Raw genomic sequence first — 23,164 nt, 5'->3', positions numbered from 1 at the left:
GCTGCGCCAGCGTCGCCGGTTTTCCCGTCAGGCGCCCTGGCCCTCGGTCCAGTCTTCGACGCGCAGCCCCGGGTAAGCCGTAAAGTCGCGGACGTTGCGCGTGACCACCGTCAGCCCTTCGGCAATGGCATGGGCCGCAATCAGCTTGTCCAGCGCGTCGGCCTTGCGTTCGCGCGTGGCGGCGCGGACCGGACCATAAGCGCGCGCCGCCGCGGCATTCAGCGGCAGCACCGGCACGCGGCCGACCAGCGCCTGCAAGGCGCGCCGGGCTCGCTGCGGATCGCGCGACACGGTAACGCCGAACTCCAGTTCGGCCAGGCTGATGGCGGACAGCACCACGTCGCCCTCGAAGCACCGGGCAAGGCGTTCGGCAACCCGGGGCGGCTGGTTCTTCATCAGGTAGATGCACATATTGGTGTCGAACATATACCTGGCCATCAGAACCCCTCCCGCTCGGACTGGGCCTGGTCTTCGCGCCCGGGCGCCATGAAGTCGTCCGGGAAGTCGGCGAACACATCGAGCAGGCCGGTCAGGCGCCGTCGCGCGGGCCGGATGCGCAGCTCGTCGCCGATCCGCTCGATTTCAAACTGCATGTCGGTGTCGGGATAGGCCAGTTCCGCGGGTATGCGCACCGCCTGGGAATTACCGTTGCGGAAGATACGGGTGAAGGGCATTGAGAGTTCCATGTACATCCCTGTAGGTACAAAGCATAGCACCATGACAACAGAAGTACATCCTTGTGTGTATGGGCTGATTCTCAATCGGCTACCTTGTCTACAATGCGCCACGTCGTCCCGGATCCTCTGCCACCATGGATATCGAACTCGCCCGCACCTTCCTGCAAGTCGTGCGCGACGGCAGCCTGCTGGCCGCCGCCGACAAGCTGCATGTCACCCAGACCGCCGTCACCGCGCGCATCAAGAGCCTGGAGGCGCAGCTGAACTGCCGCCTGTTCGAGCGCAACAAGGCCGGGGCGCGGCTGACGCCGGACGGGCAGCGTTTCCTCGGCTATGCCAGCCAGCTGGTGCAGACCTGGGAGGCGGCGTGCCGCGAGCTGCCGTTGCCGGCGGGGCTGGCCAGCCTGTTCCGCTATGGCACCGAGATCAGCCTGGGGAATCCGCTGGTGCTGCTGTGGGCGACGCGCCTGCGCCAGCGCATGCCGGCGCAGGCGGTGCGGGCGGAAGTGGGCGAGGGGGCTGAGCTGCAGCGCAGGCTGCAGTCGGGCGCCCTCGACGCCGCGCTGGTGTACCAGCCGGAATACGCGCCCGGCATGCACGTGGAAGCGCTGATGGAAGAGAAGCTGGTGCTGATCCGCTCGACGCAGCGCGACGGCGGCTATGTCTATGTCGACTGGGGCCCCGAGTTCCGCCGCCAGCATGACAGCGCGCTGCCGGAGCATGCGCGCGCGTCGCTGTACTTCAACCTGGGGCCGCTGGCGTTGCAGTACATCTTGCAGTACGGCGGCAGCGGCTATTTCCGTACGCGCGTGGTGCAGAGCTACCTGCACAGCGGGGCCCTGGCGCGCGTCGCCGGCGCGCCGGAGTTTTCGTATCCCGTGTTCCTGGTTTGCGCCGAAGCGCCCGCGGGCCCGGCGCGCGAAGCCGTGGATATCCTGCGCGAGATCGTGCGGGAAGAATCCGATTGGTCGCAGCGCTGGGACTTCCCGCAATAGGGCTCAGGCGTTGCCGCCCGGCAGTCAGATTCGCACCGGCACCAGCTGACCCGAAGGTGCGGGCACGGCCACCAGGCGCCACTGGCGCACGCGCCGCGTCCGGCCGCCGCCACCCCGGCGTGGCGGGCGCGGTTCCAGGCCGGCAAAGCGCCCGTGCAACTGCGCGCGCGCAAACACGGGTTCCGGCACCCGCGTGCCGATCAGCCACGTGACGCTGCCCCCCAACGCCACCAGCGCCAGCGCAAGCCCTATCCAGAGGATGGCTTCCATGTTCCCGCTCCGTCGAATCGTTATCTGTGGTTCCAGTATTGGCACAAAGCATGCCGGGCGGTAAATGAAAGTTATTTGCACTTCATATCAATAAAATTGCACTCAACCGGCTTTTCGCTGCGGGCGGGGCGGTCCGCCGACGGTAAGAAAAATCATCTGTTCCGACGAATCTCCCGGGCGTGGCTCGGCCGACACTGGCCCGGTCAATGTCAAAACCCCCTGGAGACCCCCGATGCAACGCCTGATCTTCGAAGCCGAACACGACGCCTTCCGCGAATCCGCCCGCCGCTTCTACCAGCGCGAGGTCGGCCCGCACGGCGAGCGCTGGCGCGAACAGGGTTGCGTGGACCGCGAGGTGTTCCGCAAGGCCGGCGAGCAGGGCTACCTGCTGATGTGGGCCGACGAGCAATACGGCGGCGCCGGTGTGCAGGACTTCCGCTACGAGCAGATCCTGATCGAGGAAAATGCGCGCCACGGCGACTCCGGCTTCTTCGGCACGCTGCACTCGCGCCTGGTGGCGCCCTACATCGGCCGCATCGGCAATGAAGAGCAGCGCCAGCGCCTGCTGCCCGCGGCCGCGCGCGGCGAGTCGATCTTCGCCGTGGCCATGACCGAGCCGCAGACCGGCTCGGACCTGGCCGGCATCCGCACCCGCGCCGAGGACCATGGCGAGCACTGGGTGCTGAACGGCGCCAAGACCTATATCTCGAACGGCCAGCTGGCCGACGTGGTGGTCGTGGTGGCCCGCACCGACCCGGAGCGCAGCCATGGCCTGACGCTCTTCATCGTCGAACGCGGCATGCCCGGCTTCGAGCGCGGGCGCAAGCTGCGCAAGCTGGGCCTGCACTCGCAGGACACCTCGGAGCTGTTCTTCGACAACGTCAAGGTGCCCAAGGCCAACGTGCTGGGCGAGCCGGGCCAGGCCTTCCGCTACCTGACGCGCCACCTGGCCGAGGAGCGCCTGATCGGCGCCTGCGGCTACATGGCGTCGGCGCAGGTGGCCTTCGACATCACGCTGGACTACGTGCGCGAGCGCAAGGCCTTCGGGCGCGCCATCGGCACGTTCCAGAACTCGCGCTTCAAGCTGGCCGAATTGCGCGCGCAGTTGGATGCGCTGCAGACCTTTGTCGACCAGTGCGTGCTGCAACACAATGCCGGCACGCTGACGGTGGAGACGGCTGCATCGGCCAAGCTGCTGACTTCCGAGCTGCAGGGGCGCATGGTCGACGAGGGCGTGCAGCTGCACGGCGGCGCCGGGTATATGGAGGAGTACCGCATCTGCCGCATGTATGCCGATGCGCGCATCTCGCGCATCTATGCCGGCAGCAGCGAGATCATGAAGGAGATCATCGGCCGCGGCCTGGGGCTGGATGACCGGGTGAAGGCATAAACGCAGTCAGGAAAGTCTGACGGCACGGTCGGCAACGGCCGTGCCGTTTGTCCTTTGTGGCGAATGGTCAGGGTTTTCGCGTACATAAAGGCTTTTGTCAGGTGAATGAAAGCCGTTTGTAAAGCGGTTCGGTTTGAATGCGGGCGGGAGATCGTGTCCGGGTGGCGTAGACAGCATCAGGACAGCGGGCGAGGGCGCACCAAGACAGCCATGCCGCGCAACCGCATCGCGGACGGTGGCGCAGGATGATTTTTTGCGCTGGCTGTGAACCGTTGGGCGGGCACGGTCGTTTAACCGCAGACCGTCTTCGAACCGAGCCTGACTGACCGTGCCTTTTGCCTTATCCCGTATTGCCGCAGGTTCCCTGCTGGTATTGGCGGCCGTAGCGAGCCTGGCTGCCGAACGTCCCACGGATCCGCAAGCTTCCGCAAACGCCGCGGATTCCACCCAAGCCGCACCGGCCAATGGCCCGTGCGCGCCGCCGCCGGCAGGCGCCACGCTGACCCTGGGCCAGGCGCGCCAGGACGCGTTGCGCTGCAACCGCACCATCATCGCCGCGCGCCGTGGCGTGGAAGCCAGCCAGGCCGACGTGCAGATCGCGTCGCAGCGCCCCAATCCCGTGCTCAGCCTGGGCGTGGAGAACATCAATCCACATGCCGGCGTCGGCTCGGGCAACCTGCGCAGCAAGACCGTGGACTCGACGTTGCGCGTGGACCAGCTGATCGAGACGGCCAACAAGGGCAACCTGCGCGTCGATGCCGCGCGCAAGGCCAGCGCCGCCGCCGGCGAAGTGGTGCAAGCCGTGATGGCGCAACAGACCGGCGCGGTGGAGCAGGCCTTCTTCGACGCGCTGGCGAGCCAGGAACGCGTCGCCGTACTGCGCGAAACCCTGGCGCTGTACGAGCGCACCCGCCAGGCCAGCGAGACGCGCCTGCGTGCCGGCGACGTGGCGCGCGCCGACGTGACCAAGCTGCAGCTCGATGCCCTGCGCGCGCAGAGCGATATGCGCCAGGCCATCACCGATCATTACCGCGACAAGGCCATGCTGGCGCAGGCGATGGGCGTGCCCGGCACGCTCGCCGACAACCGGCTGGTGGCCGACTGGCCGGCACTCGATGCCGCCGTGCCGCCGCCGGACGCCGATACGCTGCAGCGCCGCCCCGACGTGACTGCCGCCGAGGCGCGCCTGGCCGCCGCCGCGGCGTCGCGCGACCTGGCGCGAGCCGGTCGCGTGCCCGACGTGACCATCGGCGCGCAGGCCGAGCACTATCCGACCTCGCCAAGCAACAACTATGGCTCCGGCAACAGCTTCGGCGTGTTCCTGTCGATCCCGCTGCCGGTGCGCCACAGCAACGGCGGCGAGGCGCGCCGCGCCGAGGTCGACTACTACGCCGCGCTCGACGACCGCAACCGCGTGATGCTGGAAGCCGGCAACGAGATCGACCGGCTGCGCAGCCAGTTGGAAACCGCGCGCCAGTCGCTGCGGCAGATGCGTGATGAAGTGCTGCCGGCCGCGGAAAGCGTCGCCGGCAACGCCGAGTTTGCCTACAGCAAGGGCGCAAGCGGTGTGCTCGATTTGCTCGATGCGCGCCGCGCGCTGCGCCAGACCCGGCTCGATGCGGTCGGCGCGCAGGGCGAATATGCCAAGGCGCTGTCGGCATACCGCGCCGCGCTGCAGACCTCGACCACCGCGGCGCCGGCACGCACTGCCGCCACGCCCGCGCGTCCCTGAACCGCCGTTCCCGCGATCCCCTTCATGTCTTTCCTGTCACGCATGTCCCGTCGCATGTCATTCCCCAGCGCCGCCTTGCCGGCCCGCATTTCCGCCCTGTTGGCGATGTCGTTGTGCGCGCTCGCGCTGGCCGCTTGCGGCAAGTCCGAAGCCCCCAAGGCCGATGATGATCCCAGGGTCAGCGGCAACACCATCCAGTTCCCCGCCAGCGTGAAGACGCTGCCCGGCATCGCCGGCGAGGCCGCCACCACCGGCGGCGAGCGCATGCTGAGCCTGCCCGGCCGGCTGGTGTGGAACGAAGACAAGACCGTGCGCGTGGCGACGCCGTTTGCCGGGCGCGTGACCGAGGTGCTGGTGCAGCCCGGCGCCACCGTCAAGGCCGGCCAGCCGCTGGCAATGCTGACCTCGCCGGATTTCGGCGTGGCCCAGGCCGATGCGCGCAAGGCCGCCGCGGACAGCGCGGTCGCGGCCAAGGCGCTGGCGCGCCAGCGCGAGCTGTATGGCGCCGGCATCATCGCGCAGAAAGAACTGGAGCAGGCCCAGGCCGATGCCGCGCGGGCCGCGGCGGACCTGCAGCGCACCCGTGCGGCGCTGAGCCAGTACGGCGCGGCCGCGGCCGGACCGGATGGCGTCAACCAGCGCTTCGCGCTGCGCAGTCCGATCGACGGCCTGGTGGTCGAGCGCAACATCAACCTCGGCATGGAGCTGCGCCCCGACCAGCCTCCCGCCGCGCCGCTGTTCCTTGTTACGGACCCGACCACGCTGTGGGCGCAGGTCGACGCTGGCGAGTCCGACCTGAAGCTGTTCAGGCCCGGCGTCGACGTGCAGCTGACCACCGCCGCCTGGCCCGGCGAGACCTTTGCCGGCACCGTGGTCAAGATTGCCGACTATGTCGATCCGACCGCGCGCAGCATCAAGGTGCGGCTGAACGTGCCCAATCCCGAACGCCGCCTGAAGGCGGAGATGTTCGTCACCGCCAGGCTGCCGGCGGCATCGTTCAAGGGCATCGCGGTGCCGTCCAAGGCGGTGTTCCTGGCCGACAACCGCAACTATGTGTTCGTGCGCACTGCGCCCAACACCTTCGAGCGCCGCCAGGTGCGCGTGGGCGTGACGCTGCCCGGCACCACCGAACTGCTCGAGGGCGTGAAGGACGGCGAGACCGTGGTCAGCGAAGGCAACCTCTACCTGCAAGACATCCTGCGCGATGCCACCGCGGTCAACGCGGTGCGCGCGGCGGAAAAACGTTGAGGACGATCGCCACATGATTTCGCGTATCGTCAGCTTTGCCCTGCACCAGAAGCTCTTTGTCTGGCTGGGCCTGATCCTCTTCGTCGGCGGCGGCATCGCCGCGTTCAAGAACCTGCCGATCGAAGCCTTCCCGGATGTGTCGGACATCCAGGTCAACGTCATCACGCTGTACCCGGGCCGCGCCGCCGAAGAGGTGGAGCGCCAGGTCACGATCCCGATCGAGACCGCGCTGGCCGGCACGCCCAACGCGGTGCGGGTGTTCTCGCACACGCAGTTCGGCCTGTCGTTCATGATGGTGACCTTCAACGACAAGGCGACCGACGTGGCCGCGCGCCAGCAGATCCTGGAGCGCCTGCGCAGCGTTGACCTGCCCGACGGCGTTCATCCGGACCTGGCGCCGCTGTCCACTGCGATCGGCGAGATCTACCGCTTCCGCCTGACCGGCAAGGGCTATACGCCGCAGGAACTGCGCACGCTGCAGGACTGGGTGGTCGAGAAAAACCTGCGCCAGGTGCCGGGCGTGGCCGACCTGGTGACCATCGGCGGCACCATCAAGCAGTATGAGGTCAACCCCAACCTCGCGCGCATGCGCGACGCCAAGATCTCGCTGTCGCAGTTGTTCACCGCGCTGCAGCGCGCTAACTCGAATGCCGGCGGCGGCGCGGTCGCGCACGGGCGGCAGCAGTTCCTGCTGCGCTCGCTGGGCAGCTTCCGCACCTCGGCCGATATCGCCAACGTGGTGGTGGCCGAGAACAACGGCACCCCGATCCTGGTCAAGGACATCGCCGAGGTGCGCGTCGGCAGCGCGCCGCCGCAGGGCCTGATGGGGCAGGACGACGAAGAGGATATCGTCTCGGGCATCGTGGTGATGCGCAAGGGCGAGAACCCGTCGCTGGTGCTGGAGGCGCTGAAGCAGAAGATCGACCTGCTGGACGACCAGATCCTGCCCAAGGGCGTGAAGATCGTGCCGTACTACGACCGCTCCACGCTGATCGACAAGACCCTGCATACGGTGTTCGGCAACCTGGTCGAGGGTGCGCTGCTGGTGATGGCAGTGCTGTACCTGTTCCTGGCCAACGTGCGCGCCGCGGCGATCGTGGCGCTGATCATTCCGCTGGCGCTGCTGTCCACCTTCATCGGCCTGACCTGGGTCGGGATTCCGGCCAACCTGCTGTCGCTGGGCGCGATGGACTTCGGCATCATCGTCGACGGCGCTGTGATCGTGGTCGAGAACATCTTCAAGCGCCTGGGCGAGCTCAAGGCGCAGCAGATCCAGGACAGCCGCGCGCGCCTGCATGCGATCCTGCAGGCCACCACCGAGGTGGGCCGCCCGACCGTGTTCTCGATGGTCATCATCATCGCGGCGCACATCCCGATCTTCACGCTGCAGCGGCACGAGGGCAAGATCTTCGCGCCGATGGCGTACACGGTGACGGGCGCGCTGATCGGTTCGCTGATCCTGTCGCTGACGCTGGTGCCGCTGCTGTGCCACCTGCTGCTCAGGAAGAACATCGCGCACGACGACAACTTCCTGGTGCGCCACTGCAAGCGCCTCTACGAACCGATGCTGGCCTGGGCGCTGGACCACAAGAAGGTGGTGGTGGGCGCGGCCTTGGGCCTGCTGGTGGTGACCGTGGGCGCGGGCAAGTTCCTCGGCAGCGAATTCCTGCCCGAGCTGGACGAGGGCTCGATGTGGGTCAGCTTCGACCTGCCGGCTTCCGTCTCGATCGACGAGGCGCGCGACCAGGCGCGGCTGCTGCGCAGCGTGATCCGCCGGACGCCGGAGGTCAATACCACCATCTCCAAGGTGGGCCGCCCCGACGACGGCACCGACCCCAAGCTGATCAACACCGTCGAGATCCTGGTCGACCTCAAGCCCGAGAAGCAGTGGCGCGCCGGCCTGGACAAGCGCGCCATCATCGGCGAGATCGACCGCAACCTGCGCCGGCTGCCCGGCATCGAGCCCAATTTCTCGCAGCCGGTGCGCGACAACATCCTCGAGAGCATCTCGCAGATCAAGGGCCAGATCGTGATCAAGGTGCAGAGCGACAGCCTCGAGCAGAACAAGAAGGTGGCCGACCAGATCCTGGCCAACGTGCAGTCGGTCAAGGGCGTGATGCGCGCCTTTATCGACCGCGACGGCGAGCTGCCGCAGTACGTGCTGGAATTCGACCGCGCCCAGGCCGCGCGCTACGGCATCAACGTGGCCGACGTGCAGGACCTGATGGAAACCGCGCTGGCCGGCAAGGCCGCGACCGAGCTGTGGGAGGGCGAGAAGCACTTCAGCGTGGCGGTGCGGCTGAAGCCGTCGGAGCGCGCGCTGCCGAACCTGCCCAATATCTTCATGCAGACCGCCGACGGCGCGCAGGTGCCGCTGTCGCAGCTGGTGAGCTTCCGCGCGGCCTCCGGCGCCATGAACATCAGTCGCGAGAACGGCCAGCGCACCACCTCGATCGGCATCTTCATCCGCGACCGCGACATGGGCAGCGTGGTCAAGGACATGCAGAAGCTGGTGGCAAAGAATGTCAGGGCCGACGACGTCAAGATCAGCTGGTCGGGCGAGTTCGAGAACCAGGAGCGCGCCATGGCGCGGCTGTCGATCGTGGTGCCGCTGTCGGTGCTGGTGATCTTCCTGCTGCTGTTCAATGCGTTCAAGTCGTTCAAGAGCGCCACGCTGATCATCTCGAATATCCCGTTCGCGCTGATCGGCGGCGTGTTTGCGCTGCTGCTGACCGGCATCCCGCTGTCGGTGTCGGCGGCGATCGGCTTTATCGCGCTGTTCGGCCAGGCGGTGCTCAACGGCGTGGTGATGGTGACCTACTTCAACCAGTTGCGCGAGGAGGGCATGCCGGTGCGCCAGGCCGTGCTGACCGGCTCGATGGACCGGCTGCGCACGGTGCTGATGACCGCGCTGCTGGCCATGCTGGGCCTGTTCCCGATGGCGGTTTCGCGCGCCATCGGCTCGGAGACGCAGCGTCCGCTGGCCATCGTCATCATCGGCGGCCTGATCACCGCGACCGTGCTGACGCTGATCGTGCTGCCGACGCTCTATGAATGGATGGTGGGCCGGAACTGGCCGGACGAGGAGGGCGCGGCGCCCGACGAGAACCGGATCACGCCTTCGATTTCAGGCTGATGACAGCGCCGCGCGAGGCCTGGCCTCGCGCAGCCTGTCTGGCATCGCAGACATGGCGATGCGCGGCGCCGCCCCGCAGTGGGCGGCGTTTTGCATGGCGAGGCGCAATCCACAAGCCCGGCGAAGCCGATATCGCCAGGCATGTGCAGCGCGCGAATCTATGTCGGAATAGTCTGACGTTCCTTTCGGAGCCGAACGCCTGCTGACCCCATCCCCCCGGGCCTACTCTGTACATACGGCATGGCCAGCAGCATAGCCGCCGGCCTCTCATGCGTACCCTTACGCAATCACCCGGAAAGGAGCTCGACATGATGAAGAAATGGCTGACCGCAGCAGTGTGTTCGATGATGGTTGCCGCCCCGGCAGGCTTTGCCCTGGCGCAGACGACGGCACCGGCAACGACGGCCGGAACGGCTGCAACCGGCGCAAGGGCCGACTATGACGCCGCGGTGAAGCAGGCCGACGCGGACTACAAGGCTGCCTCCGCCAAGTGCGACGGCATGAAGGACAACGCCAAGGACGTCTGCAAGGCCGAGGCCAAGCGCGACCGCGATGTTGCCAAGGCCCAGGCCGAGGCCCGCCGCGACGGCACGCAAAAGTCCATGGCCAAGGCCGAGAAGACCAAGGCCGACCGCGACTATGACGTCGCCAAGGAAATGTGCGACGACAAGAAGGGCAACGACAAGGACGTCTGCAAGAAGGACGCCAAGGCCGCACACGAGAAAGCCCTGACCGCCGCCAAGGTCGACAAGGCCGCCGCGACCGGGTCGCGCAGCGACGTGGCCGAAGCCCGCGCCGATGCGAAGAAGGACACCACCGACGCCGCCTACAAGGCCGACAAGGAACGCTGCGACGCACTGTCCGGCGATTCCAAGGACAAGTGCCAGGCCGACGTGAAGGCCAAGTACGGCAAGTAAGCCGCTTCAGCACGGCCTGCCCCGCGGGGGGCGGGTCGTACACCGCACCACTCGCAAGGGGACGCTGCCGCGCCCCCTTGCCATGACATCAAGGAGAAAGCGATGAACTGGGATCAGATCGAAGGCAAGTGGGAACAAGCCAAGGGCAAGGTCAAGGAGAAGTGGGGCAAGCTGACCGACGACGACATCACGCAGATCAACGGCAAGCGCGACCAGCTCGCCGGCCGCATCCAGGAGCGCTATGGCTACACCAAGGAACAGGCCGAGGAAGAGATGAAGGCGTGGGAACGGGATGTGCGGTGGTAAGACGCCGTACAACGGTCTTGCAAAGCGCCTGCGGGCGCTTTTTTTTGCCCGAGCGATTTTTGACTGCGGTCAGCGACAACAGTCAAGCTTATTCCGTCTGCGCTTCCATGAACGCCGTAATCGCCGCCATCTCTGTCTCGGTGGCGGCCATGGTGCGTATCAACCCCTCGTTCTCGATATAGAGATCTTGCGGTATCGATCCGGAGCTCGCGTAACCGCTGAGCGCCTTGCCAATCAACTCTGAGCGGACGAGCGTCTGTTTGAGCTTTCGGTCCAACTCCTTCATCCGCCTTTTCAGTGCCGTGGCGTCCAGGCTGGCCAGCGCGGGGTAGCTGGCGCGATAGTCCATGTATTTGTCGTCATAGACGGTGCGCCATCGCAGATAGCCCCACATCTGCCAGAACTCGCGTCCACTGGCCTGTTGCGGCAGCTGGTCCGTGTAGGCCGGGTCCTTCAGGGCTTCGTCGACCGACTGGCCCTTGGCTTCGCGTTGTCGTTTCAGGCGCGCATGTGTCTCCAGCATCGCCCTTTCCTCGGCACTCAATGGTGGTGGCGGCAGGACGCCGACCTTGGCCGTCATGGGCGAGATCGTGGCCGGCGCAGCTTCCTGGCGTGCAGCAGCTCTTGCGGCGGCCGCATCGAGCTTGTCCTGCTGCTTGCGGTACCAGACATCGTCGTCGTCGCCCATGGGCTTGAACCAGGCGCGGGAGTCGTGGACATAGCGCGAGAGGAAAACGTCAACGGCCGGCGGAACATCGGTGTTCTCCCAGGCCCGCTTGACGTCCTTCCACATGCCGAACTTGATACCGATGGCCCGTTTGGCCTGGTAGAACATGGCGGCTCCCTGCACGGCTCCGACGGCCGGCATCCAGGCAATCGAACCACCGGGTGCTTCGGGCACCGCGGCCTGCACGGCAGGGCGCACGGCCGAGCCGGCCATTGCCGCCGTTGCCGCGCCAAGATTCGAGGCATGGGTTTCGGCAACCCATTTCGCGCCTTCCATCAGCCAGCCGGTGTAATGGCCGCGGGCCCAGCTTGGCACCAGGTTCTCGTAGCTGTCGTGGTGCCGGACCCACTTCAATTCCTCGGCCAGCTCGGCATCGGCGTTGATCAGGTCCGTGCGGTCGTTCCGTGGTGCGCGTTGGACGCTGGGCATGGTTGCTACCTTGCCAAGCCAGCGATGGCGCCAGCGCAGGAAGTAGCCGTAATGGTGATGGATCAGGTTCGCCGTGGTGTCGGGCTGGGAGCCTGAGGTAGCGGTCGCGCTGCGATAGGCGTTGAAAGCCGCGATGAGGTCAGGGTCGACTTTGAACTGGTCTCGCAGCTCGCCTGGCGCGCTAGACGGGCTCATCAGCGGCACACCGGCAATGACGGCCTCCCGGTACATGTGCGCGAGCGGAATCTGAGACAGCTTCGCGCTGTCGTCAGGTGTCCCGTTGGCGCGGCAGCCGCGGCCCTGTTCGCCGGGCTCATAGCCTCCGCCGAGGTCGGAATGGACACCCGGATAGACGAATTCCTCCACGTTGCCGCCTTGCGCGCTATCCAGCGGAAAGGATCCACGGACCTCATGGCTCGATACCAGATGCACACAGCGCTTGACCAGGTCAGGGCCGGGGATGCGCAGCCAGCGCTTCTGCGCCCACGCGCCATGGCCGGAAACCATGGTTTCCATCATGCTCTGTGCAATGCCAGCGGAGGCAACGGTATCGAACAGTCCCAGGAAATCGACTTGGACTGGAATGCCGCACAGGCTGAGCTTGTCCCCATTGGCATCGCACGCATCGCGCAGCCAGTTGCAGAACACGCGCGCTTGCGCCGCGCCCCGCGAGAATCCGAAGACATGCAGGCGAATGCGCTTGATGATCGGCTTGCGGTCCCGGGGCAGGTTGCCCAGAATCCTGGCCAGTTCTGCCTTGCGTTCGCCGAGCACGCGCCGGCGGCCCTTGGTATTGACCTCCCGCCAGTTGGTGCGCGCTACCGCAGTCAGGGAGGCGAGGGGGCCTACGCCTGAGCGCAACTTGCGATCGAATTCTCCCTTGGCGCGGTACTTGCGCTTCAGTTCGCGTTCGATATCGCCGCTGCTGCCGAGGTTCGGGATCTGGATTTCGGGGGCGTTCAGGTCGGCGCTCATCTGCTTGACGAGGTCGCGGTCTGCGTGCCGTTCCGTCAAGTTGCTTTGGTGGTAATGAAAATGCAGATGGTTGTGGATTTGCAGCAGTGCCCAGTTGATGCGTGCCTCACCGCCCCAGCCTGCAGCGGCGCCTGCGACGGCCTGAATGCCGATGCCTACGTCCCCGACTTCCTTGTAGAACGGCGTTCCCACACCAGCCGCATAGCTTGCAAAGCGATATCTCTTGAGCTCAGTGGGCCGTCTACTAACTTCAAAAAGATCCGCAAGACGCGCGATGTTGCTCTGCGCCTGTCTAGGGCGGTCGTTATCCGCATTGTTGCGGGTGCCGTCGAAGAAGAAGCCGAAGTGCAAATCCTCTTCGCACGGAAGGGGCGCGTTGAGGCGGAGATCCAGTCCGGTGTGTTGGCGATACCGTTCTTGCGGCGACAGATCAAACGGCGTAGTAGGGCACTGAGGCGCGAACTTAACGGTCGTCATGCTTCGGCAGAATCAAGCGGATTGAATGGGATGGAATAAGATGCCTGGGACTAGTTGCGGCTCTTACGCTCCTGCATCATTCGGTATTCTTCTCGGAACTCCGGCGCATAGCAGGTTTCCCTTTCCTTTGGTGCCTTCCTTTTCAGACACGCATCCGTTGGGTCTTCAAGACGGTAAGGATCTGCCTCCGCACCGGGACCCCATTTTGTCAGGTATAGCTTGATCTCCTGGTTTGGAAAGAAGGCGACGTAGAAAAACGAGGCATCCTGCGGCGGATACTTCTCGACTGGCACCTCCTTGGTGTACAAGGCCTTCTTGTCCCTTGCGTACAACTCGTCGTCGCTCCACTTGATCGTGACTTTAAAGTTTGGGTCCCAGTGCTTCGGTACCGAGATGCTGCCGATCCATTTGGTCCCACCGGCATTCGCGACCATCCCCCCAGCCCATTGGCCATCGACGTACACGACGCCGATCGGCACGTCGGTGTAATTGAGCACGCCGATCTGGCCGCCGAGCGTATCGTCCTCTTCGACAGCGGCCTGCGGTGCCTCCGCTTTGCCGCACCCGACCATGCCGAATAGCGCCGCGGCCAGAATCACAACAAACGTACCTCGGATCATTCTTGTCGCCATCATTGGTTATCCGTTACGCGCCTGGATGATGCCATGACGCCAGTCCAGCAAAAGGTCATTGCCCTCTCGAGACCACCACTATCATGCCTCCGCGAGCAAATACTCACGCAGTGCTACCGGGAATTGGTGTGACTTCCGCAAGCATTGCTGCAGCTCGGGGGAATGCAGGCCGGCCTCTCGCGTTGCCAAGGCAGCAGGTGGTTGTGTATTTGCAGCAGCGCCCAGTTGATTCGTGCCTCACCGCCCCAGCCTGCGGCGGCGCCTGCGACAGCCTGAATGCCAATTCCCACATCTCCGACTTCCCTGTAGAAGGGCGTGCCCACGCCTGCGGCATAGCTACGAAACCGGTATCTCTTCAACTCTGCAGGGCTCGGCGCGATTCTGAACAAGTCAAAAAGCCTTGCGACGTTGCTCTGGGCGCTACGCGGGCGGTCGTTGTCCGCATTGTTTCGGGTGCCGTCGAAGAAGAAGCCGAAGTGCAATTCCTCTTCGCACGGAAGGGGTGCGTTGAGGCGGAGATCCAATCCGGTGTATTGGCGATACCTTTCTTGCCGCGACAGATCAAACGGCGTAGTAGGGCACTGAGGCGCGAACTTAACGATCGTCATGCTTCGGCGAAATCCAGCGGATTGGTTTAGTGGGATAGGGATTAGTTTGGGCCCTTTCGCTGCTGCAGCATTCGGTACTCTTCTCTGAATTCCGGCGCATAACAGGTCTCCCGTTCCTTCGGTGCTTTCCTCTTCAGGCATGCATCCGTGGGGTCTTCAAGGTCGTAAGGGTCTCCCTTGAAGCCGGGCAAACCGCGCGTGAGATAGAGTTTGACTTCCTGGTTTGGATAGAACGCGACATAGAAATATGCGCCACCCGCTGGTGGGTATTTTTCTACGGGAACCCCTTTGCTATACAGGGCCTTCTTGTCCTTGGCGTACAACTCGTCGTCGCTCCACTTAATCGTGACTTTGAAGTTCGGATCCCACTGCTTTGGGACAGATATAGCTCCGGTCCAACTGGTGCCCCCAGCATTCGCGACCATTCCTCCAGCCCATTGGCCATCGACGTACACGACGCCGATCGGCACGTCGGTGTAATTGAGCACGCCGATCTGGCCGCCGAGCGTATCGTCCTCTTCGACAGCGGCCTGCGGTGCCTCCGCTTTGCCGCACCCGACCATGCCGAATAGCGCCGCGGCCAGAATCACAACAAACGTACCTCGGATCATTCTTGTCGCCATCATTGGTTATCCGTTACGCGCCTGGATGATGCCATGACGCCAGTCCAGCACAAGGCCATTGCCCTCTCGAGACCATCACTATCATGCCTCCGCAAGCAAATACTCACGCAGTGCTACCGGGAATTGGTGTGACTTCCGCAAGCATTGCTGCAGCTCGGGCGAATGCAGGCCGGCCTCTCGCGTTGCCAAGGCAGCAGGTGGTTGTGGATTTGCAGCAGTGCCCAGTTGATGCGCGCCTCGCCGCCCCAGCCCGCTGCGGCGCGGGGAGAGCTCAAAGGGCTTGGAGGGGCATGGCGGCGCAAACTGGACGACGGTCATGGATTCTGCGGTCAAAGCGGAATTGGCGTTACGAGACTTAGAAGCGGTGCAAGATGCCCACCTACTGACCGGGCTCCGCAGCGTCAGGAGGGTCACGCAGTTCGGGGCGATAGCACAAACGCCTGTCTTTTGGAGCGCGGCGCTTCAAGCACGCTTCCTTTGGATCTGGCAAATCGTAGGGATCACCCTCGAATTCTGGCCCACCTCGTGTCAGGAATAGCTTCACTTCCTGGTTCGGATAGAACGCAACATAGAAGTAGGCGCTGCCAGTAGGGGGATACTTTTCGACTGGCACTTCCTTGGTGTACAGGGCCTTCTTGTCCCTTGCGTACAACTCGTCGTCGCTCCACTTGATCGTGACTTTAAAGTTTGGGTCCCAGTGCTTCGGTACCGAGATGCTGCCTATCCATTTTGTCCCACCAGCATTCGCGACCATCCCCCCAGCCCATTGGCCATCGACGTACACAACGCCGATCGGCACGTCGGTGTAATTGAGCACGCCGATCTGGCCGCCGAGCGTATCGTCCTCTTCGACAGCGGCCTGCGGTGCCTCCGCTTTGCCGCACCCGACCATGCCGAATAGCAGCGCCGCCAGAATTGCAACAAACGAACTTCGGATCATTTTTGTCGCCATCATTGGTTATCCGTTATGCGGCTGGATGATGCCATGACGAATGCCCTCACCGAGACCATTACCATCTTGCCTCCGCGAACAAATACTCACGCAGTGCTTCCGGGGATTGGTGTGATTCGCGCAAGCGTTGCTGAAGCCCGGGCGACTGCAGGCCGGCCTCTCCCGATGCCAAGGCATACGAAGCCAGCAGGAGCATGTCCGGCATCGCCTCAACGCGATGCTGCCTGGCCAGCGCGAAGGCCTGAGCGACGCGCCGATGTGAGTGCACTCGTTCAGTCGCGGCCAGGATGCCAGGAGCTTGCCGGTACAGCGCGTCCAGCAAGGCATCCGGCATCGCTGCGTCCACCATCCGGTCGAGTTCATCCTGGGTGAGCTTAAGCGGCCCGGATCGATGTGCTTCGGGTTCGGTCCGGTGCCCGCCAAGCGGCAGAGTTTCGATCAGGCCATCGCGATTCACAAGGTGCCACTGCGCGACAGGGGCTGTCAGATGCGACCACGCGGCTGGACCAAGGGCAACAGGCAGAGCGGAAAGCACGCGTGTATCGGCGAAGCGCAGCAGGAAACGAGTGTCATCGCCCTCGACTACCGGCTGCAGGCAAGGCTGCCACAGCTGCGCCAGGCGCTCCGGGGATTCCCATGACGCCACGAAGCTCAGCATCGGCCTGCCCTGGCAATGCCTGCCCAGCGCCGAGATCATGGCGTGCCGTTCCTTGCCAGCCAGCGTGTCCAACGGCAACAGGTAAGGAGAGGCGGACAGCAAGTCGCGCAGCGCGTCGCTCTCCGCGTATAAAGGATGGCGCGGGATAGGTGCCGCGAAGGGGCCCGCGCCGTGGTCGAACGCGCCATCGACAAGGGCAGACCAGTGCAGGCCCTCGGTACTGGCAATGCGTGGCAACAGGCCATCAAGCCACGTCTCGGGATCTCGGGATTCGACTGCGAAGTACACATTACCCCCGTTCTACACGGTCGCCAGCGGCATGCCGGCGGCCGCCGCCTTGAGCAGGCAATCAAGACACACGGTCTGAGGAAACTGCGGCAACGAGTAGGGAGTGCTCTCCGCACCCTCGAATGTCCTCTTCGCGGCCTTGTAAGTGATTGGCCCCGGGCACTCGACGGTGATGTTGCCGCCCTCCATCGTGATGGCGGCCCCGCCGGCGGTCGCGATGCGGATGCGCTTGGCCGCGGCAAAGTCCACGTTCATGTTGGCCGAGACGATCGTCAGGTCATCGCGCGCGGCGAGCTTCAACAGATCATGCTGGGCCTGCAGGTCGATATCATCTTGCCCGGCCGTCAGCTGCAGCCCGACGTTGCCTTCGCCGGCCGCGGTCAAGCCGGCCGCGATGCCGATCGCGTGCCCCGCCTGCACGCGGGCCTGTCCGGCCACCGCGATCGAATTGTCCTGGCCGCTGGCCAGTACCGCGCTCTCACCGCTGGCAAGCTGCAGATCCTGTCCCGCCACCATCGCCACGCCGGCCCTGCCGTTCAGGTGAACCATGGGGGTCGCCTGGTGCGGCACCTTGCCGGACGTACCGGTATTGCCGCCGGCCGCGTCGTCTCTGGCGGCCTCGAGCGACTGCCCATCGACCATGCCTGCGGCGGCCCTGGCCTGTTTCGGCAGCGGTGCCTCGTCGTCTTTCGCGGTCGACAGGCCCTGGCTCTGGTGCGTGGTCGCGCCCTGGCCCAGCGTCCTGACCAGGTCCGCGGCCTGGCGCAGCAGGGCGATACCGGCGGCGTTGTCGCCCGTAGGCAGCGCGCGGCCCGTCACCGCATCGCGATAGGTGGTCAGCAGCACGCCGGCACGGCCTCGCACGGCGGCATGGCCGTCAGTGCGCAACTCGAAGCCTTGGCCGCGGAAGCTGCCGCGGCGGTTGTCCTGCTGGTGAATCACATGACCGAGATTGAGCTGCGTGGCCTGTTCCGTGGTGGCCAGCTGCGTGCGCAGCTGCCCGTCGCTGTCGTCCAGCACCAGCTGGTTGTATCCCTGCCGCCATGCTCCTGGCTCTTGAACCCGGTCAGCGCGGCGGCGTTGCGGTGGCCATCCGGTGCGGCACCCATGCCATGCCAGGCGGGGCTGTTACCGCCGGCCAGGTTGCCCTGGGCGCTCGGCTGGTTGTCGCAACCCATCGCATAGATGCCGCTGGCGTCATACGGCTGGGCGAAGGTGGTGCCGCTCATGGACTTGCCGCCCGGCGTGGGCGCGATGCCGGCTTCGCCCTGGCCGTTGTACACCGCGCCGATCACGAACGGCTGGTCGATATCGTCATCCGCGAACTTGACCAGCACTTCATGTCCGATGCGAGGCAGCCATTGCCAGCCCATGCCGGCACCTGCCTGGCGCTGGGCCACGCGTACCCAGCGGCTGCTGCGGTCGTCGGCGCGCTCGCCGCGCTGCCAGGGGAAGCGCACCCGGATTTGCCCGCGCGGGCTGACGTGGTGCTCGGCGTTGCCATCGGCCTGGGCCTGCCGTCCGGACCAACCACGAGCGCACTGTGGATGCCCAGCGGCACGGACCGGCTGTACAGGCGCGGGCAGTTGCCCTCGAGCACTGCGGCGCGCCATGGCCGCCGGGCATCGTAGGCACGGAACAGGCACGCGTAGCCTTGCTCCCGGGCGGCCGCCCTCATGGCGTCATCAGGCCCGCGCCGCTCAACGGCGCCGAAAGCGAAGAAGTTGGCCAGGCCAACAGTAGGCTCCGCGACTTCCGGCGCCGCGGGCGGGGTATCGAAGCACAGGGCCGCGTCCAAGGGCCCCAGCCGGTCTGCGAGCGCCGCACGCGTGTCGGCCGCGAGGTTGTTGATGCCGCAGTACTCGGCGGCGTCGACCAGCAACGGGTAGCCAGCGGCATCGTCTTCCAGCGGCGGCAGGTGCGGGCAGCCGTTGACGCTCAGGCGGGTGCCGCTACGCAGCGAGCGTACCGAGGCGCGCCCGGTGAAGCGCAGCGCCCGCACTTCGATGGCTTCCATGGCCTGGTCGGCGACCCGCTGGGCGCTGGCTGCGTCCGGCGCCAGCGACAGACTCACCGACAGATAGGGGTCCGGGCTCGCGGCGCGGTTCACATGGCCGGCGTAGCGGGCCGGCGCGTGAGCACGGAGCGCGCGCTTGGCTTCCGGATCCCAGGCGGACACGGCCACGCCGCCGACGCCCACCGCGGTCTCGCAGATCAGCTGCTGGATTGCGTCCCGGGCCTCCTGGCTATGCGCACGGTGGTAACGGATCCCGCCGGCGGCCGCCGATTCGGCGTCTTCCGGCAGTTGCGCGCTGTTGGCAAAGATCACCACGGTATGGCCACTGGGCGCCTCCCCGTCCTCCACCACGGTGTAGCCCAGCCCGGCCTCGGCCAGCAGGCGTGTGAGGAACTGGTAGTCCGTCTCGCGGAACTGCGCCACGTACGCGTGCGCGCCGATTGCCGCAATGCGGGCCTCGGCGCCGGCGGCATAGCGCCACTGCGCGTAGGGCGAATACGGCTGCAGGATGGCCTCAAGGATGCTGTCCAGGCGCCGGTCTTGGAACACCTGGCTGTGGCGCTGTTGCGTGGTCAGCCATAGCCAGGGCACCACGGTCAGGCGGTAGCGCGCCAGACTGCCGTCGGCGCCAAGCTTCTCGACTTGCCGGATCAGGCCGGTGCGGCGCGACTTGTCACCGTGCGCGAGCGTGGTGAGCAGCGTGACGCGCTGGCCGAGCAGGCTCTCGAGCGGGATGCCGGCATTGGCGCTGAGCACAACGATGCGCGATTCGGCCAGCATCGAGACACCTTCCCGGCAAATCCATGCTTCGACGGCGAGCTCCTCGATCGGCGAGCCGCCCTCCAGCGCGTACAGGCGATGGTGGGATGCAAAAAGATGCTGATAGAGCGTGGCAAGGTCCATTTCCCGTCCAACCAGGGCAGCGCAATCGCCGATGGGCAAACGCCCGAATTTGCCCCGAAACCGTACGGAAATCCATGGGAAATGTCTTAAATGTAATTTAAAGATATTTTTATCAGATTTCAGGAGGCTGCATGGGCCGCAGTCACCAAGGAGGCGAGCAGTGCGGCACGCGCGCTCCTCGCCTAGCCCACTGAAGGCCGCCATCCCGAGTTTGGGATGGCCGCTTTGGGGGCAGACGGCTCAACGGAGACCAAGGTAAACCCTAGTAGTCTACATATATAGACTTTTTATACTGTCCCCCCACCACCCGCCGGCATCCGCCGGCGCCGAAATCTGCCCGGCACCGGGCACCCGTCCATGCCGGAACCTCTTTCCAGCGAACTGCTGTCCCGCAGCCGCCAGCCGGTCTACCTGCAGCTGGCCACCATCTTTCGCCGCCAGATCGAAAGCGGCGCGTGGCGCCAGGGGGCGCGCATCCCGTCGCTGGAGCAGCTGTGCCGCCAGTACGGCGTGGCGCGCATGACCATGCACCATGCGCTGTCGATGCTCGACGAAGAAGGGCTGCTGGAGCGCGCGCGCGGGCGCGGCACCTTCGTCAAGGCGCCGTGCCAGGCGCGGCGTCAGGTGTCGCTGTCGACCAGCTGGGACGAGGCCGTCGCCGTCGGCGCGCAGCTCGACACCGAAGCCATGGTCGAGTCGGCCGGCAAGGTGCCGCTGCCCGAGGATCTGGGCATGCCCTGCAGCGGCGCACGCGCACCGGCCTACCACTTCCTGCGCCGGCTGCACCGCCTCGACGGAAGCCCCTTCGCCGTGGGCGAGGTCTATATCGACGCGGATGTGTTCGCGCGCGACCCCGAGGCCTTCCGCCACGGCGCGTCGGTGCCGGTGCTCGACCGCTTTCCCGGCCTGTCGGTCAGCACGGCGCGGCAGCGGCTGTCGATCGTCGCGGCCGGCGCCGAATCGGCGGCCGCGCTGGCGCTGGCGGTGGGTGCGCCGGTGGCCGAGCTGCGCCGCTTTGCCTGCGTGCCGTCGGCCACCGCGGCGGGCGCCGAGCGCATCGTCTATTTCGCCCGCATTGAATTCCCGACCGAGTTCGTCTGCCTGGATTTCGACCTGCTGGCCGCGCGCCCGCATCCGGCATGACTGACCGCCCCCGAGCCAACCCTCCAGCCAACCCTTCAACCACCGGACCCCAGATGGACAACGCACAACCGATGAACGGCGCCGAGAGCCTGGTCAAGACCCTGCTGGCCAATGGCGTGGATACCTGCTTTGCCAACCCCGGCACCAGCGAGATGCATTTCGTCGCGGCGCTGGACCGCATTCCCGGCATGCGCTGCGTGCTGGGGCTGTTCGAGGGCGTGGTCACCGGCGCGGCCGACGGCTACGCGCGCATGGCCGGCAAGCCCGCCGCCACGCTGCTGCATTGCGGGCCCGGGCTGGCCAACGGGCTGGCCAACCTGCACAACGCGCGCCGCGCGCAGACGCCGGTGGTCAACCTCGTCGGCGACCAGGCCACCTATCACCGGCCGCTGGACGCGCCGCTCACCGCCGATACCGAAGGCTGGGCCCGGCCGGTCTCGGTGTGGACGCGCACCGCCACGCGGGCGGCGTCGGTGGGGGCCGATGCCTCGGCCGCGGTGCAGGCTGCCTGCGCCGCGCCGGGCGGCGTCGCCAGCCTGATCCTGCCGTCCGACGTGTGCTGGGATGCGGGCGGCGTGGTGGCGGCACCGTTGCCGGCGCTGCCGGTGCCCAGGGTCTCGCCGGACGCCGTGCAGCAGGCTGCGCGCGTGCTGCGCTCGGGCCAGCCGACGCTGATCGTGCTGGCCGGCAGCGCGCTGCGCGAGGCGCCGCTGGCGGACGCGCACCGCATTGCCGCCGCCACCGGCGCGCGGCTGATTTCGCCCATGTCCAATGCGCGCGTGGCGCGCGGGCGCGGGCGCCTGGCGGTGGACCGCGTGCCGTATTCCGGCGATGCCGCGCGCGACAAGCTGGCCGGCATCCGCAACGTGATCCTGGTCGGCGCGCCGGCACCGGTGACGTTCTTCGCCTACCCGGGCAAGTCGCCGCGCCCGTATCCGGAGGACGCCGCGGTGCATGTGCTGGCGCGCCCGGAAGAAGACCTGGCCGAAGCGCTGGCGCGGCTGGCCGATGAACTCGGCGCGCGCCAGGCGCCGCTGCCCGCCGCCGCCGCGCCCGCTCCGGTGGAGCCCGCGCGCGGCGCGGTCACCTCCGAGGCGGTGGCGCGCACGCTCACCGCGCTGCTGCCCGAGCAGGCCATCGTGGTGGAAGAGAGCGTCAGCTTCGGCCGTGCGTTCTATCCCGGCACGGTGCACGCGGCACCGCACGACTGGCTGCAGCTGACCGGTGGCGCCATCGGCGCTGGCCTGCCGCTGGCGCTCGGCGCGGCCGTCGCGGCGCCCGGCCGGCGCGTGGTGGCGCTGCAGGCCGACGGTTCGGCCATGTACACCCTGCAATCGCTGTGGACCATGGCGCGCGAGCAGCTCGACGTGACCGTGGTGGTGCTGGCCAACCGCAAGTACGCCATCCTGCTGGGCGAACTGGCCGGCGTCGGCGCCAACCCGGGCAAGACCGCGCTGGACATGCTCGACATCGGCAACCCGGACCTGGACTGGGTCAAGCTCGCCGGCGGCATGGGCGTGGAAGGCGCGCAGGCCACCGACATGGAGCGCTTTGCCGACCTGTTCCGCATGGCCAATGCGCGCAAGGGGCCGTTCGTGATCGAGCTGGTGATCTAGTCAGTCGCGCGTTTCAGTCGGTCAGGTCCGGCCACCCCGGCGCCTCGTTGGCGCCGGGCAGTTGCTGCACCACGTATTCATGCAGGCGCGAAAGCTCCAGCGCGATGCCCTCGGGAAACCCCTGCCGCCCGCCGCGCTTGTCGATCAGCAGCTCGACCAGGAAGGCATGCAGCGCGGCCGGATTGGCGGCCAGCGCCGCCAGCTGGTTGCCGATGCGCGGATAGCGGCGGCACAGCACCAGCGGGCGCGCCCCGGCCGGCAGCGACACCAGCCAGCGCATGGCCACGTCCGACAGCGTCGCATCTTCGGGCGTCGGCGCACGCCGCAGCTCGCTCCAGTCCGGCGCGGCCTGCACCGGCGGCTCGCCGTCCAGGATCTTCTTGGCTTCCTCGACGGTGACGAATTCAAAAGAGAGGGGTTCCATGCCGGCTCCGGGGGCAGACCA

The 23,164-nt window shown here is 66.3% G+C and carries 18 protein-coding genes and 2 pseudogenes; 9 read left to right on the top strand and 11 right to left on the bottom strand.

Annotated features, from left to right (window positions below):
• Positions 1–27: 27 nt before the first annotated feature.
• Both CBM2588_RS17910 and vapB read right to left on the bottom strand, forming a co-directional pair.
• Positions 28–438, bottom strand: a complete 411-nt coding sequence (locus CBM2588_RS17910) for a type II toxin-antitoxin system VapC family toxin (protein ID WP_115681775.1) — start codon at positions 436–438, stop codon at positions 28–30.
• The gene (gene vapB, locus CBM2588_RS17905) at positions 438–674 is read right to left on the bottom strand and encodes a type II toxin-antitoxin system VapB family antitoxin (protein WP_115681774.1); all 237 of its coding nucleotides are present in this window, start codon (positions 672–674) and stop codon (positions 438–440) included. The genes CBM2588_RS17910 and vapB overlap by 1 nt, the downstream gene beginning before the upstream one ends.
• Before the next feature lie 137 nt (positions 675–811).
• On the opposite strand from vapB, the gene CBM2588_RS17900 reads away from it, so the two are divergent.
• Positions 812–1,672 (top strand): LysR family transcriptional regulator, encoded by an 861-nt coding sequence (locus tag CBM2588_RS17900; RefSeq protein WP_115681773.1) that lies wholly within the window; start codon positions 812–814, stop codon positions 1,670–1,672.
• A 24-nt stretch (positions 1,673–1,696) separates the two neighbouring features.
• On the opposite strand, the gene CBM2588_RS17895 is transcribed toward CBM2588_RS17900, so the two are convergent.
• Complete coding sequence (locus tag CBM2588_RS17895) at positions 1,697–1,942, bottom strand: hypothetical protein (protein WP_115681772.1); 246 nt, start codon at positions 1,940–1,942, stop codon at positions 1,697–1,699.
• A 232-nt stretch (positions 1,943–2,174) separates the two neighbouring features.
• Between CBM2588_RS17895 and CBM2588_RS17890 the strand changes: the two genes are divergently transcribed.
• The 6 genes from CBM2588_RS17890 to CBM2588_RS17865 all read left to right on the top strand — a co-directional run bounded on the left by CBM2588_RS17890 (position 2,175) and on the right by CBM2588_RS17865 (position 10,671).
• On the top strand, positions 2,175–3,332 hold the full coding sequence (locus CBM2588_RS17890; RefSeq protein ID WP_115681771.1) for an acyl-CoA dehydrogenase family protein: 1,158 nt from the start codon (positions 2,175–2,177) through the stop codon (positions 3,330–3,332).
• Between the two features lie 373 nt (positions 3,333–3,705).
• Positions 3,706–5,064 (top strand): TolC family protein, encoded by a 1,359-nt coding sequence (locus CBM2588_RS17885; protein ID WP_439897449.1) that lies wholly within the window; start codon positions 3,706–3,708, stop codon positions 5,062–5,064.
• Between the two features lie 54 nt (positions 5,065–5,118).
• The gene (locus CBM2588_RS17880; RefSeq protein WP_115681769.1) at positions 5,119–6,312 is read left to right on the top strand and encodes an efflux RND transporter periplasmic adaptor subunit; all 1,194 of its coding nucleotides are present in this window, start codon (positions 5,119–5,121) and stop codon (positions 6,310–6,312) included.
• Positions 6,313–6,325: 13 nt separating this feature from the next.
• Entirely contained in the window at positions 6,326–9,448 is a 3,123-nt protein-coding gene (locus CBM2588_RS17875; protein ID WP_115681768.1) for an efflux RND transporter permease subunit, read from the top strand.
• Between the two features lie 308 nt (positions 9,449–9,756).
• Positions 9,757–10,365: a hypothetical protein gene (locus CBM2588_RS17870; protein WP_115681767.1), complete on the top strand. Its 609-nt coding sequence runs from the start codon at positions 9,757–9,759 to the stop codon at positions 10,363–10,365.
• Positions 10,366–10,467: 102 nt separating this feature from the next.
• Positions 10,468–10,671 (top strand): CsbD family protein, encoded by a 204-nt coding sequence (locus tag CBM2588_RS17865; RefSeq protein WP_115681766.1) that lies wholly within the window; start codon positions 10,468–10,470, stop codon positions 10,669–10,671.
• A gap of 88 nt (positions 10,672–10,759) precedes the next feature.
• Here the strand turns inward: CBM2588_RS17865 and CBM2588_RS17860 are convergent, their stop codons facing one another.
• The 7 genes and pseudogenes from CBM2588_RS17860 to CBM2588_RS17830 form a co-directional block, all read right to left on the bottom strand.
• Entirely contained in the window at positions 10,760–13,279 is a 2,520-nt protein-coding gene (locus CBM2588_RS17860) for a T6SS phospholipase effector Tle1-like catalytic domain-containing protein (RefSeq protein ID WP_115681765.1), read from the bottom strand.
• 50 nt (positions 13,280–13,329) lie between these two features.
• Positions 13,330–13,914 (bottom strand): DUF3304 domain-containing protein, encoded by a 585-nt coding sequence (locus CBM2588_RS17855; protein WP_115681764.1) that lies wholly within the window; start codon positions 13,912–13,914, stop codon positions 13,330–13,332.
• A gap of 191 nt (positions 13,915–14,105) precedes the next feature.
• Positions 14,106–14,519 (bottom strand): annotated as a pseudogene (locus CBM2588_RS17850) (phospholipase effector Tle1 domain-containing protein); the annotation flags it as partial.
• Positions 14,520–14,560: 41 nt separating this feature from the next.
• Positions 14,561–15,145, bottom strand: coding sequence for a DUF3304 domain-containing protein (locus CBM2588_RS17845; RefSeq protein WP_115681762.1), 585 nt, complete (start codon positions 15,143–15,145; stop codon positions 14,561–14,563).
• A 376-nt stretch (positions 15,146–15,521) separates the two neighbouring features.
• Entirely contained in the window at positions 15,522–16,097 is a 576-nt protein-coding gene (locus CBM2588_RS17840) for a DUF3304 domain-containing protein (protein WP_115681761.1), read from the bottom strand.
• Positions 16,098–16,152: 55 nt separating this feature from the next.
• Complete coding sequence (locus CBM2588_RS17835; protein WP_115681760.1) at positions 16,153–17,040, bottom strand: DUF4123 domain-containing protein; 888 nt, start codon at positions 17,038–17,040, stop codon at positions 16,153–16,155.
• Positions 17,041–17,052: 12 nt separating this feature from the next.
• A pseudogene (locus tag CBM2588_RS17830) lies at positions 17,053–19,960 on the bottom strand (type VI secretion system Vgr family protein).
• A gap of 357 nt (positions 19,961–20,317) precedes the next feature.
• Between CBM2588_RS17830 and CBM2588_RS17825 the strand changes: the two are divergent.
• Positions 20,318–21,103: a GntR family transcriptional regulator gene (locus tag CBM2588_RS17825; RefSeq protein ID WP_115681759.1), complete on the top strand. Its 786-nt coding sequence runs from the start codon at positions 20,318–20,320 to the stop codon at positions 21,101–21,103.
• Positions 21,104–21,174: 71 nt separating this feature from the next.
• Positions 21,175–22,719: an acetolactate synthase large subunit gene (locus CBM2588_RS17820; RefSeq protein ID WP_115683642.1), complete on the top strand. Its 1,545-nt coding sequence runs from the start codon at positions 21,175–21,177 to the stop codon at positions 22,717–22,719.
• 13 nt (positions 22,720–22,732) lie between these two features.
• Here the strand turns inward: CBM2588_RS17820 and CBM2588_RS17815 are convergent, their stop codons facing one another.
• Entirely contained in the window at positions 22,733–23,143 is a 411-nt protein-coding gene (locus tag CBM2588_RS17815) for a hypothetical protein (RefSeq protein WP_115681758.1), read from the bottom strand.
• Positions 23,144–23,164: the final 21 nt, after the last annotated feature.

Source organism: Cupriavidus taiwanensis (assembly GCF_900250075.1).
GTDB classification, from domain to species: Bacteria; Pseudomonadota; Gammaproteobacteria; order Burkholderiales; family Burkholderiaceae; genus Cupriavidus; species Cupriavidus taiwanensis_C.
Note: the sequence above shows the minus strand (reverse complement) of the source record. Positions and strands in the feature narration are given on the sequence as shown.

What these genes read in the sequence shown, in the direction of transcription:
- CBM2588_RS17890 (WP_115681771.1), top strand. Translation starts at nt 2,175, where the DNA reads ATGCAACGCCTGATCTTCGAAGCCGAACACGACGCCTTCCGCGAATCC.
- CBM2588_RS17860 (WP_115681765.1), bottom strand. Translation starts at nt 13,279, where the DNA reads ATGACGACCGTTAAGTTCGCGCCTCAGTGCCCTACTACGCCGTTTGAT.
- CBM2588_RS17870 (WP_115681767.1), top strand. Translation starts at nt 9,757, where the DNA reads ATGATGAAGAAATGGCTGACCGCAGCAGTGTGTTCGATGATGGTTGCC.
- CBM2588_RS17880 (WP_115681769.1), top strand. Translation starts at nt 5,119, where the DNA reads ATGTCATTCCCCAGCGCCGCCTTGCCGGCCCGCATTTCCGCCCTGTTG.
- CBM2588_RS17815 (WP_115681758.1), bottom strand. Translation starts at nt 23,143, where the DNA reads ATGGAACCCCTCTCTTTTGAATTCGTCACCGTCGAGGAAGCCAAGAAG.
- CBM2588_RS17825 (WP_115681759.1), top strand. Translation starts at nt 20,318, where the DNA reads ATGCCGGAACCTCTTTCCAGCGAACTGCTGTCCCGCAGCCGCCAGCCG.
- CBM2588_RS17855 (WP_115681764.1), bottom strand. Translation starts at nt 13,914, where the DNA reads ATGATGGCGACAAGAATGATCCGAGGTACGTTTGTTGTGATTCTGGCC.
- CBM2588_RS17840 (WP_115681761.1), bottom strand. Translation starts at nt 16,097, where the DNA reads ATGATGGCGACAAAAATGATCCGAAGTTCGTTTGTTGCAATTCTGGCG.
- CBM2588_RS17845 (WP_115681762.1), bottom strand. Translation starts at nt 15,145, where the DNA reads ATGATGGCGACAAGAATGATCCGAGGTACGTTTGTTGTGATTCTGGCC.
- CBM2588_RS17900 (WP_115681773.1), top strand. Translation starts at nt 812, where the DNA reads ATGGATATCGAACTCGCCCGCACCTTCCTGCAAGTCGTGCGCGACGGC.
- CBM2588_RS17865 (WP_115681766.1), top strand. Translation starts at nt 10,468, where the DNA reads ATGAACTGGGATCAGATCGAAGGCAAGTGGGAACAAGCCAAGGGCAAG.
- CBM2588_RS17875 (WP_115681768.1), top strand. Translation starts at nt 6,326, where the DNA reads ATGATTTCGCGTATCGTCAGCTTTGCCCTGCACCAGAAGCTCTTTGTC.
- vapB (WP_115681774.1), bottom strand. Translation starts at nt 674, where the DNA reads ATGCCCTTCACCCGTATCTTCCGCAACGGTAATTCCCAGGCGGTGCGC.
- CBM2588_RS17910 (WP_115681775.1), bottom strand. Translation starts at nt 438, where the DNA reads ATGGCCAGGTATATGTTCGACACCAATATGTGCATCTACCTGATGAAG.
- CBM2588_RS17895 (WP_115681772.1), bottom strand. Translation starts at nt 1,942, where the DNA reads ATGGAAGCCATCCTCTGGATAGGGCTTGCGCTGGCGCTGGTGGCGTTG.
- CBM2588_RS17820 (WP_115683642.1), top strand. Translation starts at nt 21,175, where the DNA reads ATGAACGGCGCCGAGAGCCTGGTCAAGACCCTGCTGGCCAATGGCGTG.